Annotated in this window: 18 protein-coding genes; 10 read left to right on the top strand and 8 right to left on the bottom strand. The window is 59.1% G+C overall.

Features of this window, described 5'->3' with window-relative positions; genetic code table 11:
* Position 1: 1 nt before the first annotated feature.
* Positions 2-736 carry a ligase-associated DNA damage response endonuclease PdeM gene (pdeM, locus tag ACTJKV_RS01675; RefSeq protein ID WP_113259890.1) on the bottom strand — a complete coding sequence of 245 codons (735 nt, stop codon included), beginning with the start codon at positions 734-736 and terminating at the stop codon, positions 2-4.
* Between the two features lie 82 nt (positions 737-818).
* Entirely contained in the window at positions 819-3,404 is a 2,586-nt protein-coding gene (locus ACTJKV_RS01670) for a ligase-associated DNA damage response DEXH box helicase (protein ID WP_274100923.1), read from the bottom strand.
* A gap of 41 nt (positions 3,405-3,445) precedes the next feature.
* Here ACTJKV_RS01670 and ACTJKV_RS01665 point away from each other — a divergent pair, with 41 nt between their 5' ends.
* Together ACTJKV_RS01665 and ACTJKV_RS01660 are read left to right on the top strand one after the other, a co-directional pair.
* Entirely contained in the window at positions 3,446-3,946 is a 501-nt protein-coding gene (locus ACTJKV_RS01665) for an RrF2 family transcriptional regulator (protein WP_274100924.1), read from the top strand.
* Positions 3,947-4,035: 89 nt separating this feature from the next.
* Entirely contained in the window at positions 4,036-4,497 is a 462-nt protein-coding gene (locus ACTJKV_RS01660; protein ID WP_062427018.1) for a carboxymuconolactone decarboxylase family protein, read from the top strand.
* 21 nt (positions 4,498-4,518) lie between these two features.
* Here the strand turns inward: ACTJKV_RS01660 and ACTJKV_RS01655 are convergent, their stop codons facing one another.
* The 3 genes from ACTJKV_RS01655 to ACTJKV_RS01645 form a co-directional block, all read right to left on the bottom strand.
* Positions 4,519-5,151 carry a YitT family protein gene (locus ACTJKV_RS01655; RefSeq protein WP_062445513.1) on the bottom strand — a complete coding sequence of 211 codons (633 nt, stop codon included), beginning with the start codon at positions 5,149-5,151 and terminating at the stop codon, positions 4,519-4,521.
* 67 nt (positions 5,152-5,218) lie between these two features.
* Positions 5,219-5,830 carry a YitT family protein gene (locus ACTJKV_RS01650; protein WP_062427294.1) on the bottom strand — a complete coding sequence of 204 codons (612 nt, stop codon included), beginning with the start codon at positions 5,828-5,830 and terminating at the stop codon, positions 5,219-5,221.
* A 191-nt stretch (positions 5,831-6,021) separates the two neighbouring features.
* Positions 6,022-6,966 (bottom strand): class I SAM-dependent DNA methyltransferase, encoded by a 945-nt coding sequence (locus tag ACTJKV_RS01645; protein WP_274100925.1) that lies wholly within the window; start codon positions 6,964-6,966, stop codon positions 6,022-6,024.
* 214 nt (positions 6,967-7,180) lie between these two features.
* Here ACTJKV_RS01645 and ACTJKV_RS01640 point away from each other — a divergent pair, with 214 nt between their 5' ends.
* Positions 7,181-7,444 carry a DUF6460 domain-containing protein gene (locus ACTJKV_RS01640; RefSeq protein ID WP_274100926.1) on the top strand — a complete coding sequence of 88 codons (264 nt, stop codon included), beginning with the start codon at positions 7,181-7,183 and terminating at the stop codon, positions 7,442-7,444.
* Position 7,445: 1 nt separating this feature from the next.
* The gene (locus ACTJKV_RS01635) at positions 7,446-7,943 is read left to right on the top strand and encodes a CAP domain-containing protein (RefSeq protein ID WP_274100927.1); all 498 of its coding nucleotides are present in this window, start codon (positions 7,446-7,448) and stop codon (positions 7,941-7,943) included.
* A gap of 103 nt (positions 7,944-8,046) precedes the next feature.
* Here the strand turns inward: ACTJKV_RS01635 and ACTJKV_RS01630 are convergent, their stop codons facing one another.
* Complete coding sequence (locus tag ACTJKV_RS01630; RefSeq protein ID WP_274100928.1) at positions 8,047-9,135, bottom strand: quinone-dependent dihydroorotate dehydrogenase; 1,089 nt, start codon at positions 9,133-9,135, stop codon at positions 8,047-8,049.
* A 2-nt stretch (positions 9,136-9,137) separates the two neighbouring features.
* Complete coding sequence (locus ACTJKV_RS01625; protein WP_113178634.1) at positions 9,138-9,488, bottom strand: DUF952 domain-containing protein; 351 nt, start codon at positions 9,486-9,488, stop codon at positions 9,138-9,140.
* 213 nt (positions 9,489-9,701) lie between these two features.
* Between ACTJKV_RS01625 and ACTJKV_RS01620 the strand changes: the two genes are divergently transcribed.
* Positions 9,702-10,352: a response regulator transcription factor gene (locus ACTJKV_RS01620; protein WP_062445526.1), complete on the top strand. Its 651-nt coding sequence runs from the start codon at positions 9,702-9,704 to the stop codon at positions 10,350-10,352.
* Positions 10,353-10,384: 32 nt separating this feature from the next.
* On the opposite strand, the gene ACTJKV_RS01615 is transcribed toward ACTJKV_RS01620, so the two are convergent.
* Positions 10,385-11,149, bottom strand: a complete 765-nt coding sequence (locus tag ACTJKV_RS01615; protein WP_062427295.1) for a transporter substrate-binding domain-containing protein — start codon at positions 11,147-11,149, stop codon at positions 10,385-10,387.
* Positions 11,150-11,590: 441 nt separating this feature from the next.
* Here ACTJKV_RS01615 and ACTJKV_RS01610 point away from each other — a divergent pair, with 441 nt between their 5' ends.
* From ACTJKV_RS01610 to ACTJKV_RS01590, 5 genes are all read left to right on the top strand, one after another.
* Positions 11,591-12,934, top strand: a complete 1,344-nt coding sequence (locus tag ACTJKV_RS01610) for an extracellular solute-binding protein (RefSeq protein ID WP_111849979.1) — start codon at positions 11,591-11,593, stop codon at positions 12,932-12,934.
* A gap of 66 nt (positions 12,935-13,000) precedes the next feature.
* On the top strand, positions 13,001-13,891 hold the full coding sequence (locus ACTJKV_RS01605) for a carbohydrate ABC transporter permease (RefSeq protein ID WP_112955722.1): 891 nt from the start codon (positions 13,001-13,003) through the stop codon (positions 13,889-13,891).
* 7 nt (positions 13,892-13,898) lie between these two features.
* A complete protein-coding gene (locus tag ACTJKV_RS01600) occupies positions 13,899-14,786 on the top strand; it encodes an ABC transporter permease subunit (protein ID WP_440598417.1) in 888 nt (295 codons plus the stop codon).
* Positions 14,787-14,812: 26 nt separating this feature from the next.
* Positions 14,813-15,943 carry a sn-glycerol-3-phosphate ABC transporter ATP-binding protein UgpC gene (gene ugpC / locus ACTJKV_RS01595; protein WP_440598416.1) on the top strand — a complete coding sequence of 377 codons (1,131 nt, stop codon included), beginning with the start codon at positions 14,813-14,815 and terminating at the stop codon, positions 15,941-15,943.
* A gap of 39 nt (positions 15,944-15,982) precedes the next feature.
* Positions 15,983-16,888: a sugar phosphate isomerase/epimerase family protein gene (locus ACTJKV_RS01590; protein WP_274100932.1), complete on the top strand. Its 906-nt coding sequence runs from the start codon at positions 15,983-15,985 to the stop codon at positions 16,886-16,888.
* Positions 16,889-17,029: the final 141 nt, after the last annotated feature.

Here is a 17,029-nt window from a genome sequence, read left to right as displayed (position 1 = left end):
CCTATCCCAGCAGGCTTCCAAACCGAACCGAATAGATCCGGTCGCGTCCCATCAGATGCGCAATCAGGTCCGCATGGTCAAAGAGGCCGCGCATGGCTTTATGGCGCAGATCGAGGCCGCCGCTCATGACGCCGAAGGCGGGCATCAGCAAGCGTGCGCCATCGGTGGCGAAGCATGGGCGGCGTACCGTCTTGTCGCGGCGGCGCACCGTGGCCGATGGATGAAGGTGGCCGGCGATTTCGCCTTTCGTGTCTATACCCTTCAGCTTCGGCTCATGGCGGAAGACAAGGTTGGCGTAGAACATCTCATCGACCGACGAGCCCGGCAGATCCACCGTTCCATCCGGATCATGGTTGCCGTTGATCCAGATCCATTCGCGGCCTCTTGCCATCTCCTTGATAATGTCGCGCAGCGGCAGCGGCAGATGTTCCGATCCCTTGCGGTCATGGAAATTGTCGCCGAGGCTGACGACAATCTTCGGATCGTAGCGGGCAATCAGCGAGGCGAAGATCTTCAATGTCGCGATCGTATCATAGGGCGGCAGCATCATACCGCGCCGCGCGAAGGCCGCACCCTTTTCCAGATGAAGGTCGGAGACGACGAGCAGCGACAGATCCGGCATGTAAAGGCCGCCCAGCGGATCGCACAGCGCCGCAACGCCATTGATGGCGGTTTCGGCTCCGAAGCATTCAAAGCCGGTGGACAATCTTTCACTCAAGGCAAGGCGGCTCAGCACGGCGTCTCGAATTCCCTAAGAGCAATCTTACTGCTCTCTCTTTTGTTTCCACGTATCTTCCGGCGCGGCCTTCGAAAGAAGCCTACGCCATCGCCTCGGCAATCAGCTCGTCGGCGGCTTCGGCCAGCACATCGTCTTGCGCCTGTCCCACAACCGTTTCGCGGCCGATTTCCAGCATAACGGGAACGGCAAGCGGGGAGACATGGTCCAGCGCACGGTGATGCGTGTGGCCTTTGATTCGCCTTAGCATATCGCCAAGTCGAGCAATGTCCAAAAGTCCGGCCGACGCATCGCGTCGCGTGGCTTCCAGCAGGATATGGTCCGGCTCATGGCTGCGAAGAACGTCATAAATAAGATCGGCCGACACCGTGACCTGCCGTCCGGTTTTCTCCTTGCCAGGATGACGGCGTTCGATCAGTCCTGCGATGACCGCACAATTGCGGAAGGTGCGTTTCAAAAGATAGGATTCATCCAGCCAGGCTTCGAGGTCGTCGCCCAGCATATCCTCATCCAGCAGGTCGGCAAGCGACAGCCGGCGCGATTGCAGGCGTTTGCCCATATCCTCCATCGCCCAGACGGCGAGTGAATAGTCGGTCGCCACAAATCCCATGGGCTTTGCCCCTGCCCGCTCCAGCCGGCGGGTCAGAAGCATGCCAAGCGTTTGATGCGCAAGCCGCCCCTCGAACGGATACATGACCATGAAGAAGCGCTTGCGAAACGGAAAGGTCTCGACCAGCAACTCGTCCCGCTTCGGGATGATCGACTTCTCCTTCTGGATCGCCAGCCAGTCGCGCACCTGATCGGGCAGCGTATGCCAACGCGAGGGGTCGGCGAGCATGGAGCGCACCTGATCTGCCAGATAGGTGGAGAGCGGAAACTTGCCCCCGGCATAGGAGGGGATCTTCGGGTCCATCGAAAATGCCTGGCTGACAAGGCATTCATTTTCTCGGATACCTTCGAAGCGCAGCACCTTGCCGGCAAAGAGAAACGTATCACCTTGGACCAGTTGCTCGAGGAAATGCTCTTCCACCTTGCCCAGCGACATGCCGCCACGGCCGACCGTGCCCTTGGCGTTGCGCTTCACCATCCGCACGTTCAGCTCTGCCGCCTCGACGATGGTGCCGAGGTTCAGGCGATATTGTTGCGCGACTTGCGGATTGGAGACACGCCAGCGCCCGTCCTTCATCTGGCGAATGCGGGCGTAGCGTTCATAGGTGCGCAGCGCATAACCGCCGGTTGCGGTGAAGTCGACCACGCGGTCGAACATCTCGCGTGACAGGTCGGCGTAGGGCGAGGCGCTGGTGACCTCGCGATAAAGCTCATCCGCATCGAAAGGCTCGGCGCAGGCCATGCCGAGCACGTGCTGCGCCAGCACATCCAGCGCGCCTTCTGCAATCGGGGGAGTATCCTGCGCGCCGATGTAATTCGCATCGAGCGCCGCGCGGCATTCCATCACCTCGAAGCGATTGGCAGGAACGAGGATCGCCTTGGAGGGCTCATCCATGCGGTGGTTGGCGCGGCCGATACGCTGTGCAAGGCGGCTTGCGCCCTTCGGAGCGCCGACATGCACGACGAGATCGACATCGCCCCAGTCGATGCCGAGATCGAGCGTGGAGGTGGCGACGACGGCGCGCAGCTTGTTTTCGGCCATCGCCTGTTCCACCTTGCGCCGCTGCCCGGCATCCAGCGAGCCGTGATGGAGCGCAATCGGCAGGTTGTCGTCGTTGATCGTCCAGAGTTCCTGGAAGATTCGCTCGGCCTGCGAGCGGGTATTGACGAAGATCAGCGTCGTCTGATGGTCTTTGATTTCAGGATACAAATCCTGCATGGCGTAGCGGGCCGAATGGCCCGACCATGGAATACGCTCCTCCGTCTGCAAAATCGCAATATTCGGTTTCGCGCCGCCCTCGACGGTGATCAGCCCCGCCGGTGGTTCGCCTTCCACCTGTGGTGCGAGATAGCGCTGTAAATCCATCGGATCTGCCACCGTTGCCGAAAGACCAATGGTGCGCATGGCAGGCGCATGGCGGCGGATGCGGGCGAGCGCCAGCGACAAGAGATGGCCGCGCTTGGAGGTGACGAGCGAGTGCAACTCGTCCAGCACCACATATTTCAGATCCTTGAAGAAGCGCTCTGCCTCTTTGTTGGCGAGCAGCAGCGAGACCTGTTCGGGCGTGGTCAGAAGAATATCCGGGGGTTTGAGCTTCTGTCGCTGGCGCTTGCCCTGAGGGGTATCACCGGTCCGGGTTTCCACCGTAATCGGCAGGCCCATTTCCGAGACCGGCTTCATCAAGTTGCGCTCGATATCGACGGCGAGCGCTTTCAGTGGCGAGATATAGAGCGTGTGGACGCCGACAAAGGCAGAGCCCGGTGGCACCTTGCCACGCTCGGCCAGATCGGTCAGCGATGCCATGAAACCGCCAAGCGTCTTGCCGGCACCGGTCGGCGCAATCAACAGCATGTTTTCCCCGCCCCGTGCCTGGGCGGACAATTCCAGCTGATGCGCACGCGGACTCCAGCCCTTCTCCGCAAACCATTTCTGGAAGGGCAAAGGCAGTGTTCCGGCGCTTTTCGCTAAGATTGGCGGATCGATGTGTTTCACCCCTCTAAGGTAGTGAAACTCTTCCAAAAAAGAAGAGCCTTTAGACGCCGCTTGACAGAGCCACATAATCGCGGATAAATAATATCCATGATTATGGAGGTGACCCGATGAAGATGAGCGATGGCGTCGAACAGGCCATCCACAGCGTTGCAATGCTTGCCTCGCTTTCGCCCGACGGCGTACTGTCAGCGGCGGCATTGGCAGAGTTTCATGGCGTCTCGACCAGCTACCTGCTGAAGCACCTTCAGTCGCTCTCAGGTGCTGGTATTCTTTCGACAGTGCCCGGGCCGAAAGGTGGCTACAGGCTGGCGAAAGAGCCCGAGGAGATAACGCTTCTCGATATCGTGCTTGCGGTGGAAGGCCCGGCACCGGCTTTTCGCTGCGCCGAAATCCGGCAACGAGGTCCAAACCCGCTGCCTGACCGCTATTTCAGCAAGCCATGCGGCATCAATGCCGCCATGCTGAAAGCGGAGAGAGCCTACCGGGCAGAGCTTGCCAAGACCACCGTTGCGGATATTCGTACTGACCTCGCCCGCGCAGACGATGGCGGCATTGCCGCACGCGGCTGCGCCTTTCTGGAGCTGAACGAGCGCAAGACGACGCGCTGAAACAAGGACTTCTTTCAATTCCATGACGGACAGGCCACCGCCTGTCCGAACGATGACGCATGACCACAAGCAACCAAGGAGAAACGACTATGGAAATGAGACTGAATCACACCAAAGCATCGCCCGAATCCTACAAAGCCCTTCTGGCGCTCGAAACATTCGTGCAAAATTCCGGGCTGGAGCGCCGCTTCATTCACCTCATCAAACTACGCGCATCCATCATCAATGGCTGCGCCTATTGCGTGGACATGCATGTGAAGGAGAGCCGCCGCGACGGGCTTTCGGAGCAATGGATCAACCTGATGAGCGTATGGCGGGAATCGACCGTCTACACGGCGCAGGAAAGAGCCCTGCTCGGCTGGGTGGATGCGGTGACGAAGATTGCCGAGACCGGCGCGCCGGATGGTGATTTCGACGCGTTGAAAGCGCATTTCAGCGAAGAGGAGATCGTCAAGATCACGCTTGCCATCGGTACGATCAACACCTGGAACCGCATTGCCGTCGGCTTCAGAATGCAGCATCCGGTCGATGCCGCCGCCAAGGCTGCCTGACACTCTCAATCGAAGCGACCGTTACATGGCGATGTAGCGGTCGTTTCTGTGATTGATGGCGATGACCAGGTTCATTACCAATGCGCCAAGAACCGAGCAAAGAATGACGAAGGGCGTGGCGATGAAGAAGGAGGCCAGCAGCACCATGCCATCGAAGGCCAGCTGAATGAAGCCTGCCCGCCAACCGAAACGATCCTGCAGATAGAGCGCCAGAATACCGAAACCGCCGAGGCTGGCGCGGTGGCGGAAGAGCGCCAGCATGCCTGCTGCGACCGTCAATCCGCCGAATAGCGCAGCGGCGATGGGATTGATCGATTGGAAGGCGAACAGTCGCGGCATCATGTCGGACAGCACCGCCGTCAAGGCGATGGCGCTAAAGGTCTTGACCGTGAATGCGGGTCCAAGGCGACGAAAGGCAAGGTAGTAAAAGGGCAGGTTGACCAGGAAGAAGACAAGACCAAAACGCATGTCCGTTGCATAGTGAACCAGGAAAGCGAGGCCTACGGTTCCGCCTGTCAGCAGACCGGCGGCGGAAAACAGGGTGACGCCGAGAGAAGCCAACATGGCTCCGGCAAGAACACCCTGAACATCTTCCAGCAGAGAATGCCGGTCGGGTGTCGTGGCCCACAGCCTTGCACGGTTTTTCCAGATCATATCGCGCATTGCCATCCCCACGATTTCGACAGCTTTCCTTGCGCCACGCCGGGCCAGATTTCAAGCGTCAGCGCACCACGATGTAGCGGTCGGAGCGGTGATTGATGGCCAGGAACATGTTTAGGAAGAAGGCACCAACGATGGAGTAGAGCACCGTCTTCGGTTCGATGACCGCAAAGGCGGCGATCATCACACAGGTGTCGAAGGCAAGCTGGATCAGACCGGCACGGATGCCGAAACGATCCTGGATATAGATGGCCAGAATGCCGATGCCCCCCAGGCTGGCACGGTGGCGGTAAAGCGCAAGAAGACCGTAACCGAGGAGAAGTCCGCCGAGAATGGCAGCCCAAAGCGGATTGACGCTGTCAATCACCATCCAGCGCGATTCCAGTTCCGTCAGGACCGATACCAGCCCGATCGAGATGAACGTTTTCACCGAGAAAGCAAGGCCGAGGCGACGGAAGGAGAGGTAGTAGAACGGCAGATTGACGAGGAAGAACAACAGGCCAAAGCTGATGCCGAAGGCGTAATGGATAAGAAACGCGACGCCTGCTGTGCCACCGGTCAGGAGGCCGACCTTGTTCAGGATGTAAAAGCCAAGCGCCGAGACAATGCTCCCGGTGACGATACCCTGCACGTCCTCGATCGGTGAATGCTTGGCCGGGTCCACACTCCACATGCCATAGACGCTTCTGGTGAATGCCATGCGAAATCCCCTCGACAGGACCTGATTTTGTTGATGGTCTCCGCGTCGTCATCACAAGCTACCAGCGGCGGAGATGCGGTTATTTTGCACTGCAAAATGGCGCTCGACAACCGCTATATGTCAGCCTTCCTGACCAATCGATAAAATGGCAAGAAACGAAAAGATCAGGCGGGTTTTGCGGCAAGAAACAGAATGCCGGAAAGTGGTTTTCCGGCATCCTTGCGAATGGTTGTTTTTTGGATTTGCAGGATCTCCATGCCAAAGGTGGCAAGAAGATTGCTCACATAGGTTTGCGAGTGCGCGTAGCGGAGCGAGGGCTGAAGGACGAAACCCTCCTCCTCACCCGCATCTTCGACCGAAAAGGCGAAGAGGCCTCCCCGCTCAAGCAGGGCCAGAACCAGCGGCATGACCGTCTCAAGGCTGCCGAGATACATCATCACGTCGGCAGCGGCGACGAGATCGGCCCGGCCTTTTTGAAGGCCATCGGCAAAGAGGCCGGATGTCTCCTCATCAAGAGAAAGATCGGCCTGCGAGAGATGGTGGTAGATGCCCTTCTCTTCCGCCTTTGCCAACATGTTGGTGGAAATGTCGAAGCCTTCCAGGCGTTCGGTCCAGTCGCGGATTTCAACACCCAGCAATCCTGTGCCACAGCCGATATCGACCATGCAGCGAAAGCGCTCGCCACTTGGGCGCGCCGTTTCGATGAGAGCCGCCAACTTCTCCGGCACGCTGTAATCGAGCTTCTTCACCAGCGAGGTTTCGAACCGATCAGCATAGTCGTCGAAAAGGCCCTCCACATAGCGGCTCGGTGGCTGCTCGGGCGTTTCGGCTGCGCCCAGTACTGCAAGCTTCAGAGGGGCTGCGAATATTCCCTCCTCGTCAAGCTCGGCGACCTTTTCATAAGCCTTCACTGCATCGTCCTGCCGACCCGCCTTTTCGCTGTACTCGCCCAGTCGAAACCAGCCTGCTGTCCAAAGTGGGGCAAGTTCCAGCGCCTGTTCGATCAATTCCGCGGCAGCCTGGTGGTCGCCGCTTTCTGCCAGCATGCGGGCGTAATCGGCACGACGATCAGCAATGACGTCGCCGGAAGAATGCTGGTTCTGGGCCATTCACGAATTTTTCCTGAAAGAGGTGGGCTCTCTTTCATCAAGCCATAAAAAAACTCAAGTCCTATTTCATCGCAAAGCCCGGATCGACGGTGTAAACACCGCGATGCTTGCATCGAAGCGCCGCGCTTCATATGTCTTGATCAAGGTTTGAAGGTGTTTGTCATCATCCCGCGGATACGGGTTTGTTCGATGACAGGCTGTAGGAGATTTGCTGATGGCCGGTGAGGTCAACAAGGTGCTGGGTGACAGCGTTGGGCGCACGATCGTCAAGCTGCTGGTGATATCGCTGGTCGTCGGATTTCTGATGGCCGTCTTCGGGCTGACGCCGTGGAGCATCATCTATGGTGTGCGCGACTTCGTTATGAACATCTGGTATTCGGGCTTCCACGCGCTTGGCAGCATCGGCGACTATCTTCTGGCGGGCGCGGTCATCGTCATCCCCGTCTTCATCGTCCTCAGACTTCTAAGCTTGCGTTGATATGACCGACCATTCCCTGACGAATTTTTCCCGGCGCGGCTTCGTGCTGCTGTCCGCTGGCTCCGTTCTATCGGCCTGCGTTTCCGTTCCCACCAATAAGGGCCTGCCATCCGGCACCCGCGACGAGACGGCGGCGGCGTTGCCCATGGTCAACGAACTTCGCTGCTCGAAAGGTCTCTCGACGCTTTCTGCCAACCCGGCGGCACAGCAGGCGGCCATTTATCAGGCCAACCGCATGGTGAAGGCGCAGAAGATGGCGCATCTCATCGGCATCACCGACAGTTTCCTCATTCGCATGAAAAACGGCAACGTGCCCCTGCCTGCAGCAGAAAACGTCGCCGCAGGTCAAGACACGGTCGAGCGGGTGGTCAAAGCCTGGATCGGCTCGCCGCATCACCTGGAAAACATGCTCGGCAATTATGGCGGGCTTGGTGTTGCTGTCGCCTATGACAGCGCGGCAAAGAACCGGCCCTATTGGGCGATGGTGCTTTGCGCCTGATAGAGGCGTGTTCGCGCACTATGCGAGCTGACATTCATCACAGTCTCTGTCGTGATCCTCGCGCTTGATGCGAGGATGGCCACAGCGAAAGGGAGCGGGCCGTTTAAATCGACCGCGCCGCCCAGCTTTCCACTGAACTGTCGCGCAAATCACGGATATTCCTGATACCGTCACGCTGCAGTCTCTCCGACAGGCCGCGAATGATATTGCCCGGCAGGCCCGGCCCTTCGTAGACCATGCAGGAATAGAGTTGGACCAGGTCGGCCCCTGCCCTGATTTTTTCCAAAGCAGTCTCTGCAGAGGACACACCGCCGACGCCGATGATCGGCAGGTCCGGTCCGACGCGTTTGCGCATCTTTGCCAGCACCGCGGTTGAGCGTTCGAAGAGCGGCTTGCCGGAGAGGCCGCCGGTTTCCTGGTTGTTGCTGCCCGGCACCAGTCCGTCTCGGGAAAGCGTGGTGTTGGAGACGATCAGGCCGTCCAGCCGGTGCGACAGGACCTCGGCGGCAATGTCGTCGAGCCCTTCCTCTGTCAGATCAGGGGCGATCTTCAGGAAGACGGGGACGTGGCGCGACAGCTTTTCCGCCTCGCGATCGCGCTGCGCCAGCACCGCGGAAAGAAGTGCCGAAAGGCTTTCGCGCGCCTGAAGATCGCGAAGGCCTGGCGTGTTGGGAGAAGAGATGTTGGCCGTGAAATAAGAGGCCACGGAGGAGAAGGTTTCGATGCCCTTCACGTAATCGGCGATGCGATCATCGCTATCCTTGTTGGCGCCGATGTTCACACCGACGATGCCGCGCAGGCCAGCGGCAATGAGGCGCGAAAGTGCCGCCGCATGTCCTTCATTGTTGAAGCCAAGGCGGTTGATAACGGCCTCGTTTTCCACCAGTCGGAAGATGCGCGGCTTTGGGTTGCCCGCCTGCGCGCGCGGCGTCACAGTGCCGATCTCGGTAAATCCGAAACCGAGCTTGAGGAGTGGGCCTGGAACTTCGGCATTCTTGTCGTAGCCCGCGGCCATACCGAGCGGATTGGGGAAGATCAGTCCCGCCACCGTCTGCTGCAGGCGCGGATCATGCGGCACGTGGCAGGTGGGGATAAAGCCGCTGCGCAAAGCTGCAATCGACATGCCATGCGCGACTTCGGGATCGAGCAGGAAAAGACCCTTGCGTCCAAGAGAAGAGAACAATCCGCTCATGCTCAGACCTCCGGAAACTGGTGGGCGCCATCGTCGCCCAGCGTCAAGGGCGTTTCCCATAGCACGGCATTGAGCGGAAGCTCGCCATAGAGATGCGGAAAGAGGTCGCCGCCACGGGAGGGCTCGAACACCAGCTTGTCGCCGAGAGCGCCACCATCAACCGCGATGAGAAGCAAGTCCTGCTGATCGGCGAAGTGGCGGGCTGCCGTTTCCTTCACCTGATCGGCCGTGGAGAAATGGATGTAGCCATCGGTCAGATCGATTGCCGCCCCTTTGAAAACACCCTCGTGCTTTGCTGTCTGCCACAGGGCATCCGGCACGATCTTGTAGATGACAGGGGGTGTCTGGCTCATCGGGCATCTCCTTCATGTCAGGGCGGTTTGCCGCAAATGGTATCTGTTGTCCATCGCTTCACACAGATTTTTATCCTCGACCGGGAGGTAGTGAGGCTTGGCTGCAATTGAAGACTTGTGTTGCTCACGATTTGGCGCAATCTTATCAGCGCAGTCGCCTGTCGGCCTGCGGGAGGAAGAGTCGCATGAAATGCTCTTGGGAGGGGGCGCGGCATGGCAGAACTCACGATTATCATTGCGGATGACCATCCGCTGTTTCGCGGCGCTCTGCGTCAGGCAGTGGGTGGTCTCGAAGGCAACAATAGTTTCATCGAAGCGGGCGATTTCGACGATGCGAGACGCTGCGCGGAAGAGCAGCCGGATGCCGATCTCATGCTGCTTGATCTCGCTATGCCGGGTGTCAGCGGCTTTTCCGGCCTGATGGCACTGCGGGCGGAATTTTCCAGCCTGCCGATCATCATCGTGTCGGCCACCGACGACCCGGCCACCATGCGCCGTGCGATCGAGCTTGGCGCGTCCGGCTTCATTTCCAAGTCGTCCGGCATAGATGATATCCGTACAGCCATCCGCACCGTGCTGGAAGGCGACGTCTGGATCCCAGCCTCCTGTCAGTCCAGTCGCGATCAGGATGCCGACATGGCGGACCTGATCAACAGGCTGAGGACCCTGACGCCACAGCAAAGCCGCGTGCTCGGCATGCTTGGGGAAGGCTTGCTGAATAAGCAGATCGCCTATGAGCTGAACGTCTCCGAAGCGACGATCAAGGCGCATGTCTCGGCCATTCTGCTGAAGCTCAATGTGGATAGTCGGACGCAGGCGGTGATTCAGCTATCCAAGCTGAACCAACCTGCTCTTGTGGCGTAAGTGGCTGACACCACCTTATTGACTGTCTGACGTCAGAAAAGTCCGTAAGGGAAATAGCGGCGGTAGATTTCCTCGAGGCGCCCGTTGCGCGAAAGGGCTGCTAGCGCCTGATCGAAGGCGGGTACGAGCTTGTTTTCGGGATCGACCGTCATGATCGAGAGCCCCTCGCCCAGGAATTTGTCCGACATATAGGGGCCATCGAACATGGCGCAGCAATTTTCCGACGCCGTGCCGGCGACCCAGAAGGGCAGACGCAGGCTGTCGGCAAAGACCGCATCGACCTTGCCGGTTTTCAGAGCCTCGTACATCGGCTCGTAGCCGGCAAAACCGGTAGGAACGACGTTCGGGAAGAATGATTTCAGCATCGCTTCATGGCGCGAATTGCTGACGACGCCGACCTTCTTGCCGGTCAGAGCAGTGGCAGCCGATTGTCCCTCCAGCTTGGCAGCTTTCGACACTGCGAAACGCGCGGGCAGCAGCAGATAAGGTCGCGTAAAGCTGAAGCTCTTGCGCAGATCCGACGTCGAGGCAACGCCCGACATCACGGCCTCTCCCTCGCCGAGCTCCAGCGCCGCCTCCAACTCATCGAAAGGGAGCGCCTGGACCTGGCATTTGCTTTCGATCTTCAGCTGGGCGCAGATCTCGCGGGCGAGATCGACATGGAAACCCACCAGCCTGCCGTCCTGATCGGTGAAATTGAAGGGCGGGAAATCGACCGACATCAGGAACCGGACGCGGGGGATAGACGACAGGTCGGCACCCGGAAGACGTTCCTGCTTGTCGAAGAGCACCGGCAAGTTCCCGCTTTCGGCACGCGCGACGCCACTTAACGCAAGTGCTGTCATGCACACAATGGAAGTTCGAAGACCGAGATTTTTCAATCGTGCCATCAAAGAGCGCATTCAGATGATCCGGCCCGGTATGAAATGAAAAACGCCATCGCTCAAGGGCTGGCACGATGGTGCAGGTCAGTGCTTACACGTGTGATTATACATAAGATTCGCGCAAATCCATGCCTTGGGGCAAGAAATTGCAGAGCATCGAAGCGCTTCTCGTAACAGCTCGGTGATGATCCCTTCGATGGTCGATGACGGTCAGACCACAAATACCCGTCATCCAATATTCAAGAAAACGTCCGCGACCTGTCATACAGCATTGTTAGGACGGCGCCGGTTTTGCTCGCCGGGCCGAAAAATTCCGCGACCAGGCCATCGTTTCTTTCCAACGAGGCTCCCCTCATGAAAACGTCGACCCTTTCTTCCTTCGTGGCATCGCTTGCTGTCGTCGCCGCGCTCGGCACCACGGCCGCTCATGCTGAAAAGACAAAATTCGAATTCTGGTACGGCCTCTCCGGCGATCTCGGCGAGCGTGTGCAGGACGCCTGCAAGAAGTTCAACGCGTCGCAGCCGGATTATGAAATCGTCTGCACCTCGCAAAACAGCTATGACGCGACGCTGCAGAACACGATTGCCGCCTACCGCGCCAAGAAGCACCCCGCCATCGCGCAGATTTATGATGCAGGCACGCTGGACATGATGTTGTCCAAGGCCTTCGTTCCGGCCAAGCAGCTGATGGCCGACAATGGCTACAAGATCGACTGGAGCAACTATTTCCCCGGCATTGCCAACTACTACGCAACGGCCGCTGGTGAGCTGAACTCCTTCCCGTTCAACTCTTCCACCGCCGTTTTCTATTACAATGTCAGCGCCTTCGAAAAGGCTGGCGTGACCGGCAAGCCGGAAACCTGGGAAGATGTTGCCGAGGCCGCCAAGAAGCTGAAGGCTGCCGGTTACGAATGCCCGCTGGCATTCAATTTCGATACCTGGCCGCTGATCGAACAGTTCTCCGCCATCCATGACCAGCCGATTGCCACGGAAGGCAATGGCTATAAGGGCCTGAATGCGGAACTCGTCGTCAACAAGACCAAGGTCGTCGACGAATTGAAGTTCTTCAAGAAGATGCAGGACGAGAAGCTCTTCGTCGTCAAGACCAAGACGCTCGGCATGGACACGGTTCCTTCCTTCACCTCGCAGACCTGCCAGATGGCGATGAGCTCGATTGCCGACCACGGCACCGTCGGCAAGACGCTGCCGGAAGGCGTGAAGTGGGATGTTGCCATGCTGCCAGTCTTCAAGGGCACCGAGCGCAAGAAGTCGCTAGTTGGCGGCGCTTCGCTGTGGGTCATGGCTGGCCGTCCGGATGCTGAATACAAGGGCGCTGCGGCGTTCCTCAACTTCATTGCCCAGCCGGACATGGTCGAATGGTGGTCCACCGTCACCGGCTACATCCCGGTCACCAAGACCGGTTTCGAGAGCATGAAGAAGAACGGCTTCTACGACAAGGCGCCGTACAAGGGCCGTGAAGTCGCCATCGAAAGCCTGACGCTGACCGAGCCGACCGATACCACACGCGGTATCCGCCTCGGCAATTTCACGCAGATCCGCAAGGAACTCTCCACGGCACTTGAGGCGATCTACATGCAGAACGGCGACGTTCAGCAGGAACTCGACAAGGCCGTCGAGCGCTCCAATGTCGGCCTGCGCCGCTTCGAAAAGACCTTCTCGGGCGTCTCCATCAACTAAGCGCTCATACAGTGCCACCCGTGAACACGGGTGGCACGATCATCCAGACTGTCTATTGGAATTTCCATGGAAAAGCGCTCCGTCTTCAAGAGCACCTGGCTACCCCTGCTTTTTGCCCTGCCGCAGTTCGCTCTCATTGCCCTGTTCTTCTATTGGCCTGCCGTGGCGGTGGTGAACTGGGCATTCACGCTGGAGCCGCCGTTCGGCGGGGCCGCGGAATTTGTCGGACTTGCCAATTTCTACGAGACCTTCGCCGATCCGCTTTACTGGAACTCGGTGACCGTCAGCCTGATCTTTGCAATCGTCGGCCCGTTCTTTGCCATTCTCATCGGCCTCACGCTCGCGCTGGCGGTCGATCGGCAACTGCCGGGCTCCGGTTTCTTCCGCGTCCTCTACATCCTGCCCTTTGCCATTGCCGGTCCGGCAGCGGGCATGGCGTTTCGCTTCATCCTCTCGCCCGAACGCGGCCTCGCCGCCTCGCTGAACGCGATTTATCCCGATATCTGGAATCCGGCCAAATTCGGCAGCCATGCGCTGGCGCTGGTCATCATCATCTTCATCTGGAAATGGGCGGGCTACACCTTCATCTTCCTGCTGGCCGGACTGCAATCGGTACCGCGCAGCCTGACGGAAGCGGCTGCGATGGATGGATCCGGTCCGATCCGCCGCGCAATCGATATTCAGGTGCCGCTGCTTGCGCCCACGCTGTTCTTCCTGACCGTGACCATGATGACCGAAGGCTTTGTCGGCTCCGATACCTTCGGCATCGTCCACCACACGACCGGCGGCGGCCCGAACCATGCGACCGAAGTCATGGTGTTCCGCATCGTGCAGGAAGCGTTCCAGGGGCTCAACTATTCCGGCGCCTCGGCGCAGAGCATCATTCTGATCGGCCTGATCATGGTCTTCACCTTCATCCAGTTCCGCTTCATCGAGCGGCGCGTGCATTACAAGTGAGACGGCGATGATCCAGCGCACCCCTTACGCAGACGCCTTTACCTACGTCCTGATGATCATCGGCTTCCTGCTGCTGATCGGCCCCTTCATGGTCATCATTTCCGGTGCCAGCCAATCGCTGCAGCAGATCAACAGCGTGCCCTTCAGCTTCATGCCAAGCGATCGCCTGTTCGAGAACATGCACGCGGCCTGGAACCGCGCCAATCTTGGCAATGCCATGCTCAACAGCTTCATCATGGCCTCGCTTGTTACCGTCGGGAAGGTGGCGCTGTCGGCCTGCACGGCCTTTGCCATCGTCTTCTTCCGCTCGCCGCTGCGGCACCTGTTCTTCTGGACGGTGTTCATTACGCTGATGCTGCCGCTGGAAGTGCGCGTGGTGCCGACCTATGCGGTGGCCGCCGACATGTTCCATCCCTTCGCGCTCCTGATCAACGCCGTCTCCGGCATCGACATCAAGATCGAATGGAACCTGTTGAACTCCTATGCGGGCCTGACCTTGCCGCTGATTGCCACGGCCACCGGCACATTTCTCTACCGGCAGTTCTTCATGACGTTGCCGGACGAGCTGGCCGAGGCGGCGCGCATGGATGGCTCCGGACCGATGCGCTTCTTCGTCGATATGATCCTGCCCCTATCACGCACCAACATGCTGGCGCTGACGACAATCATGTTCGTCTATGGCTGGAACCAGTATCTGTGGCCGCTCCTGATGGTGACCGACCCGTCCTACAAGACGGTGATGATGTCGCTCTCCAGCCTCCTCCCTTCCGAAAACGGCACGCCTGACTGGAATGTCACGCTTGCCGGTTCCCTCATCATCATGTTGCCGCCACTTCTCGTCGTCGGGCTTTTGCAGCGCTGGTTCGTGCGTGGCCTCGTCTCCACCGAGAAATGACAGTTATAGAACAGGAGTGCCAAACCATGGCGCAGATCGACATTCGTCAGGTGCATAAATCCTACGGCAAGACCAAGACGCTGCATGGTGTCGACCTCATCTTTCCGTCCGGAGAATTCGTCGTGATCCTCGGCCCTTCCGGCTGCGGCAAATCCACCCTGCTGCGAATGATTGCTGGACTGGAAGACATCACCGCCGGCGAAATCGCCATCGCCGGCAAGGTGGTGAACCGCCTGGAGCCGCGTGAGCGGGGTTGCGCCATGGTGTTCCAGAACTATGCGCTCTATCCGCATATGACGGTTGCCGACAATATTGGCTATGCGCTGAAGGTCGCCGGCGTGGCCAAGGCAGAGCGCCGCCGCAGGATCGAGGAAACGGCGAAGATTGTCGGCCTTTCGGACTATCTGGAGCGCAAGCCTGCGGCGCTGTCCGGTGGCCAGCGTCAGCGCGTTGCCATGGCGCGCGCCATCATTCGCGAGCCGGATGTCTTTCTCTTCGACGAGCCGCTCTCCAACCTCGATGCCAAGCTCCGCGTCACCATGCGTGCGGAAATCCGCAGGCTGCATCAACGCCTGTCCGCGACATCGGTCTTCGTCACCCATGATCAGGTTGAGGCGATGACGCTGGCGGATCGGCTGGTGATCATGAACAAGGGCAATGTCGAACAGGTGGGGCAGCCGCTCGACATCTATAACCGACCGGCCAGCACCTTTGTCGCATCCTTCATCGGCTCTCCTGCCATGAACCTCTTCAATGCCAAGGTGGATCGTGAGAGCGCTACGGTCAGCTTCGGCAACTGGTCCAGTCCAATGCCGGCGGAGATCGCGCGTGCCCTATCGGGTGAAGACGTGATTGCTGGCATCCGGCCAGAGCAGTGCGTCGTCTCCCGTCAGGGCGACGGTATTTCCGCCGTGGTGGATTTTGTCGAGGAACTCGGCTCCGGTCGCATCGTCTATGCGGACATTCGCGGCCAGATCTTTGCTGCCGCGATTGGTGAGGATCTCACTGTCCGCCCCGGCGACAGGGTCATGCTACAGTTCCCCGCAGCGCACCTGCACTTTTTCGATCCCATCACGGAACGGCGGATCGACTCAAGCCTCGTATCAGCCGATCAAGCCGGCTTCACCAACCTGGATGTTCTGGCCCATAGTGCCTGAAGATCTACCGCCTTCATTGACTGCATCAAGGAAACGCACATGACCTCCATCATTTCCGCCGTCGGCTTTTGCAATGCCACCGGGCGCGGCGATCTTTCCACCCTGGACTCGTCCCTGAAGATCATTGCCGATACCGGCGCGACCGCCTGCGAAATCGGCATCTATGGCGAGGAGATCATCTCCGGCGGTCGCATCATCGAGGACCGCGCACAGCGCGTCCGCGATATCGTCAAGCAGTATGCGTTCAAGAAACTCTCCCTGCATGGCCAGATTGTCTCCAACTTCATGGATCGCGAGCACCTGCATCTGCAGAAGAAGGTCGTGCGTGCCATGCTCGAACTCTGTGACCGGCTGGGCGCTGGCGTGCTCGTCCACCATAGCGGCAATGCGATCCTCTCCGATGGCATGAGTGGCAGCGATCTCGACCAGATGGAGCGTGAGGCTCTTTTCGAAATGGCCGAGATTGCCAAGACCTATGGCGTGCGCATCGTTCTGGAAAACATCTTCACCACGGAAGACGGCCAGTACCGCCAGACGCCATCGCAAGTGGCAGAAACCGTGAAGGCCGTCGGCCACGACAATCTCGCAGCCCTGATCGATTTCAGCCACGCCTATATCGAATCCACCTTCAAGGGTCTGGATTTCCGCGAAGAACTGCGCGCCATGGCGCCCGTCACCGGCCATCTGCATGTGCATGACAGCTTCGGCCTGCCCTACACGATGAAGAAGTTCTACCACCCCGCAGAAGCCACCGCACTCGGCATCGGCGACCTTCACCTGCCGATCGGCTGGGGCGATATCGACTGGGAGGACATTTTCTCCGAACTCACCTTCCTGCCCGACACCACCCTCATCATGGAAATTGGCGCAGAACGCTTTGCAGACCAGCAGCCGGCCTGCCTGGAGCGGGCCTTGAAGCTGGCTGATGCGGTGAACAAGCGGTAACGGCCAATCAATGGAGCAGAAGGGCCGCACCCGCTGGCCCCCCTGCTCCAACGATTTCTGCTAAGGCACGATGTCGTGACAGGATTGAAGTGCCGACCTTCCCTTCATACCTAGACCGCCTGGACAGCGCCTTAACGGCAC

This window comes from Agrobacterium sp. 22117 (assembly GCF_052045735.1).
GTDB classification, from domain to species: Bacteria; Pseudomonadota; Alphaproteobacteria; order Rhizobiales; family Rhizobiaceae; genus Agrobacterium; species Agrobacterium cavarae.
This window is presented reverse-complemented; position numbering and strand designations above follow the sequence as displayed.

Excerpts from the sequence above, each read along its gene's own strand:
- ACTJKV_RS01670 (WP_274100923.1), bottom strand. The coding sequence starts at position 3,404 with ATGTGGCTCTGTCAAGCGGCGTCTAAAGGCTCTTCTTTTTTGGAAGAG.
- ACTJKV_RS01665 (WP_274100924.1), top strand. The coding sequence starts at position 3,446 with ATGAAGATGAGCGATGGCGTCGAACAGGCCATCCACAGCGTTGCAATG.
- ACTJKV_RS01660 (WP_062427018.1), top strand. The coding sequence starts at position 4,036 with ATGGAAATGAGACTGAATCACACCAAAGCATCGCCCGAATCCTACAAA.
- ACTJKV_RS01655 (WP_062445513.1), bottom strand. The coding sequence starts at position 5,151 with ATGATCTGGAAAAACCGTGCAAGGCTGTGGGCCACGACACCCGACCGG.
- ACTJKV_RS01650 (WP_062427294.1), bottom strand. The coding sequence starts at position 5,830 with ATGTGGAGTGTGGACCCGGCCAAGCATTCACCGATCGAGGACGTGCAG.
- ACTJKV_RS01645 (WP_274100925.1), bottom strand. The coding sequence starts at position 6,966 with ATGGCCCAGAACCAGCATTCTTCCGGCGACGTCATTGCTGATCGTCGT.
- ACTJKV_RS01640 (WP_274100926.1), top strand. The coding sequence starts at position 7,181 with ATGGCCGGTGAGGTCAACAAGGTGCTGGGTGACAGCGTTGGGCGCACG.
- ACTJKV_RS01635 (WP_274100927.1), top strand. The coding sequence starts at position 7,446 with ATGACCGACCATTCCCTGACGAATTTTTCCCGGCGCGGCTTCGTGCTG.
- ACTJKV_RS01630 (WP_274100928.1), bottom strand. The coding sequence starts at position 9,135 with ATGAGCGGATTGTTCTCTTCTCTTGGACGCAAGGGTCTTTTCCTGCTC.
- ACTJKV_RS01625 (WP_113178634.1), bottom strand. The coding sequence starts at position 9,488 with ATGAGCCAGACACCCCCTGTCATCTACAAGATCGTGCCGGATGCCCTG.
- ACTJKV_RS01620 (WP_062445526.1), top strand. The coding sequence starts at position 9,702 with ATGGCAGAACTCACGATTATCATTGCGGATGACCATCCGCTGTTTCGC.
- ACTJKV_RS01610 (WP_111849979.1), top strand. The coding sequence starts at position 11,591 with ATGAAAACGTCGACCCTTTCTTCCTTCGTGGCATCGCTTGCTGTCGTC.
- ACTJKV_RS01605 (WP_112955722.1), top strand. The coding sequence starts at position 13,001 with ATGGAAAAGCGCTCCGTCTTCAAGAGCACCTGGCTACCCCTGCTTTTT.
- ACTJKV_RS01600 (WP_440598417.1), top strand. The coding sequence starts at position 13,899 with ATGATCCAGCGCACCCCTTACGCAGACGCCTTTACCTACGTCCTGATG.
- ugpC (WP_440598416.1), top strand. The coding sequence starts at position 14,813 with ATGGCGCAGATCGACATTCGTCAGGTGCATAAATCCTACGGCAAGACC.
- ACTJKV_RS01590 (WP_274100932.1), top strand. The coding sequence starts at position 15,983 with ATGACCTCCATCATTTCCGCCGTCGGCTTTTGCAATGCCACCGGGCGC.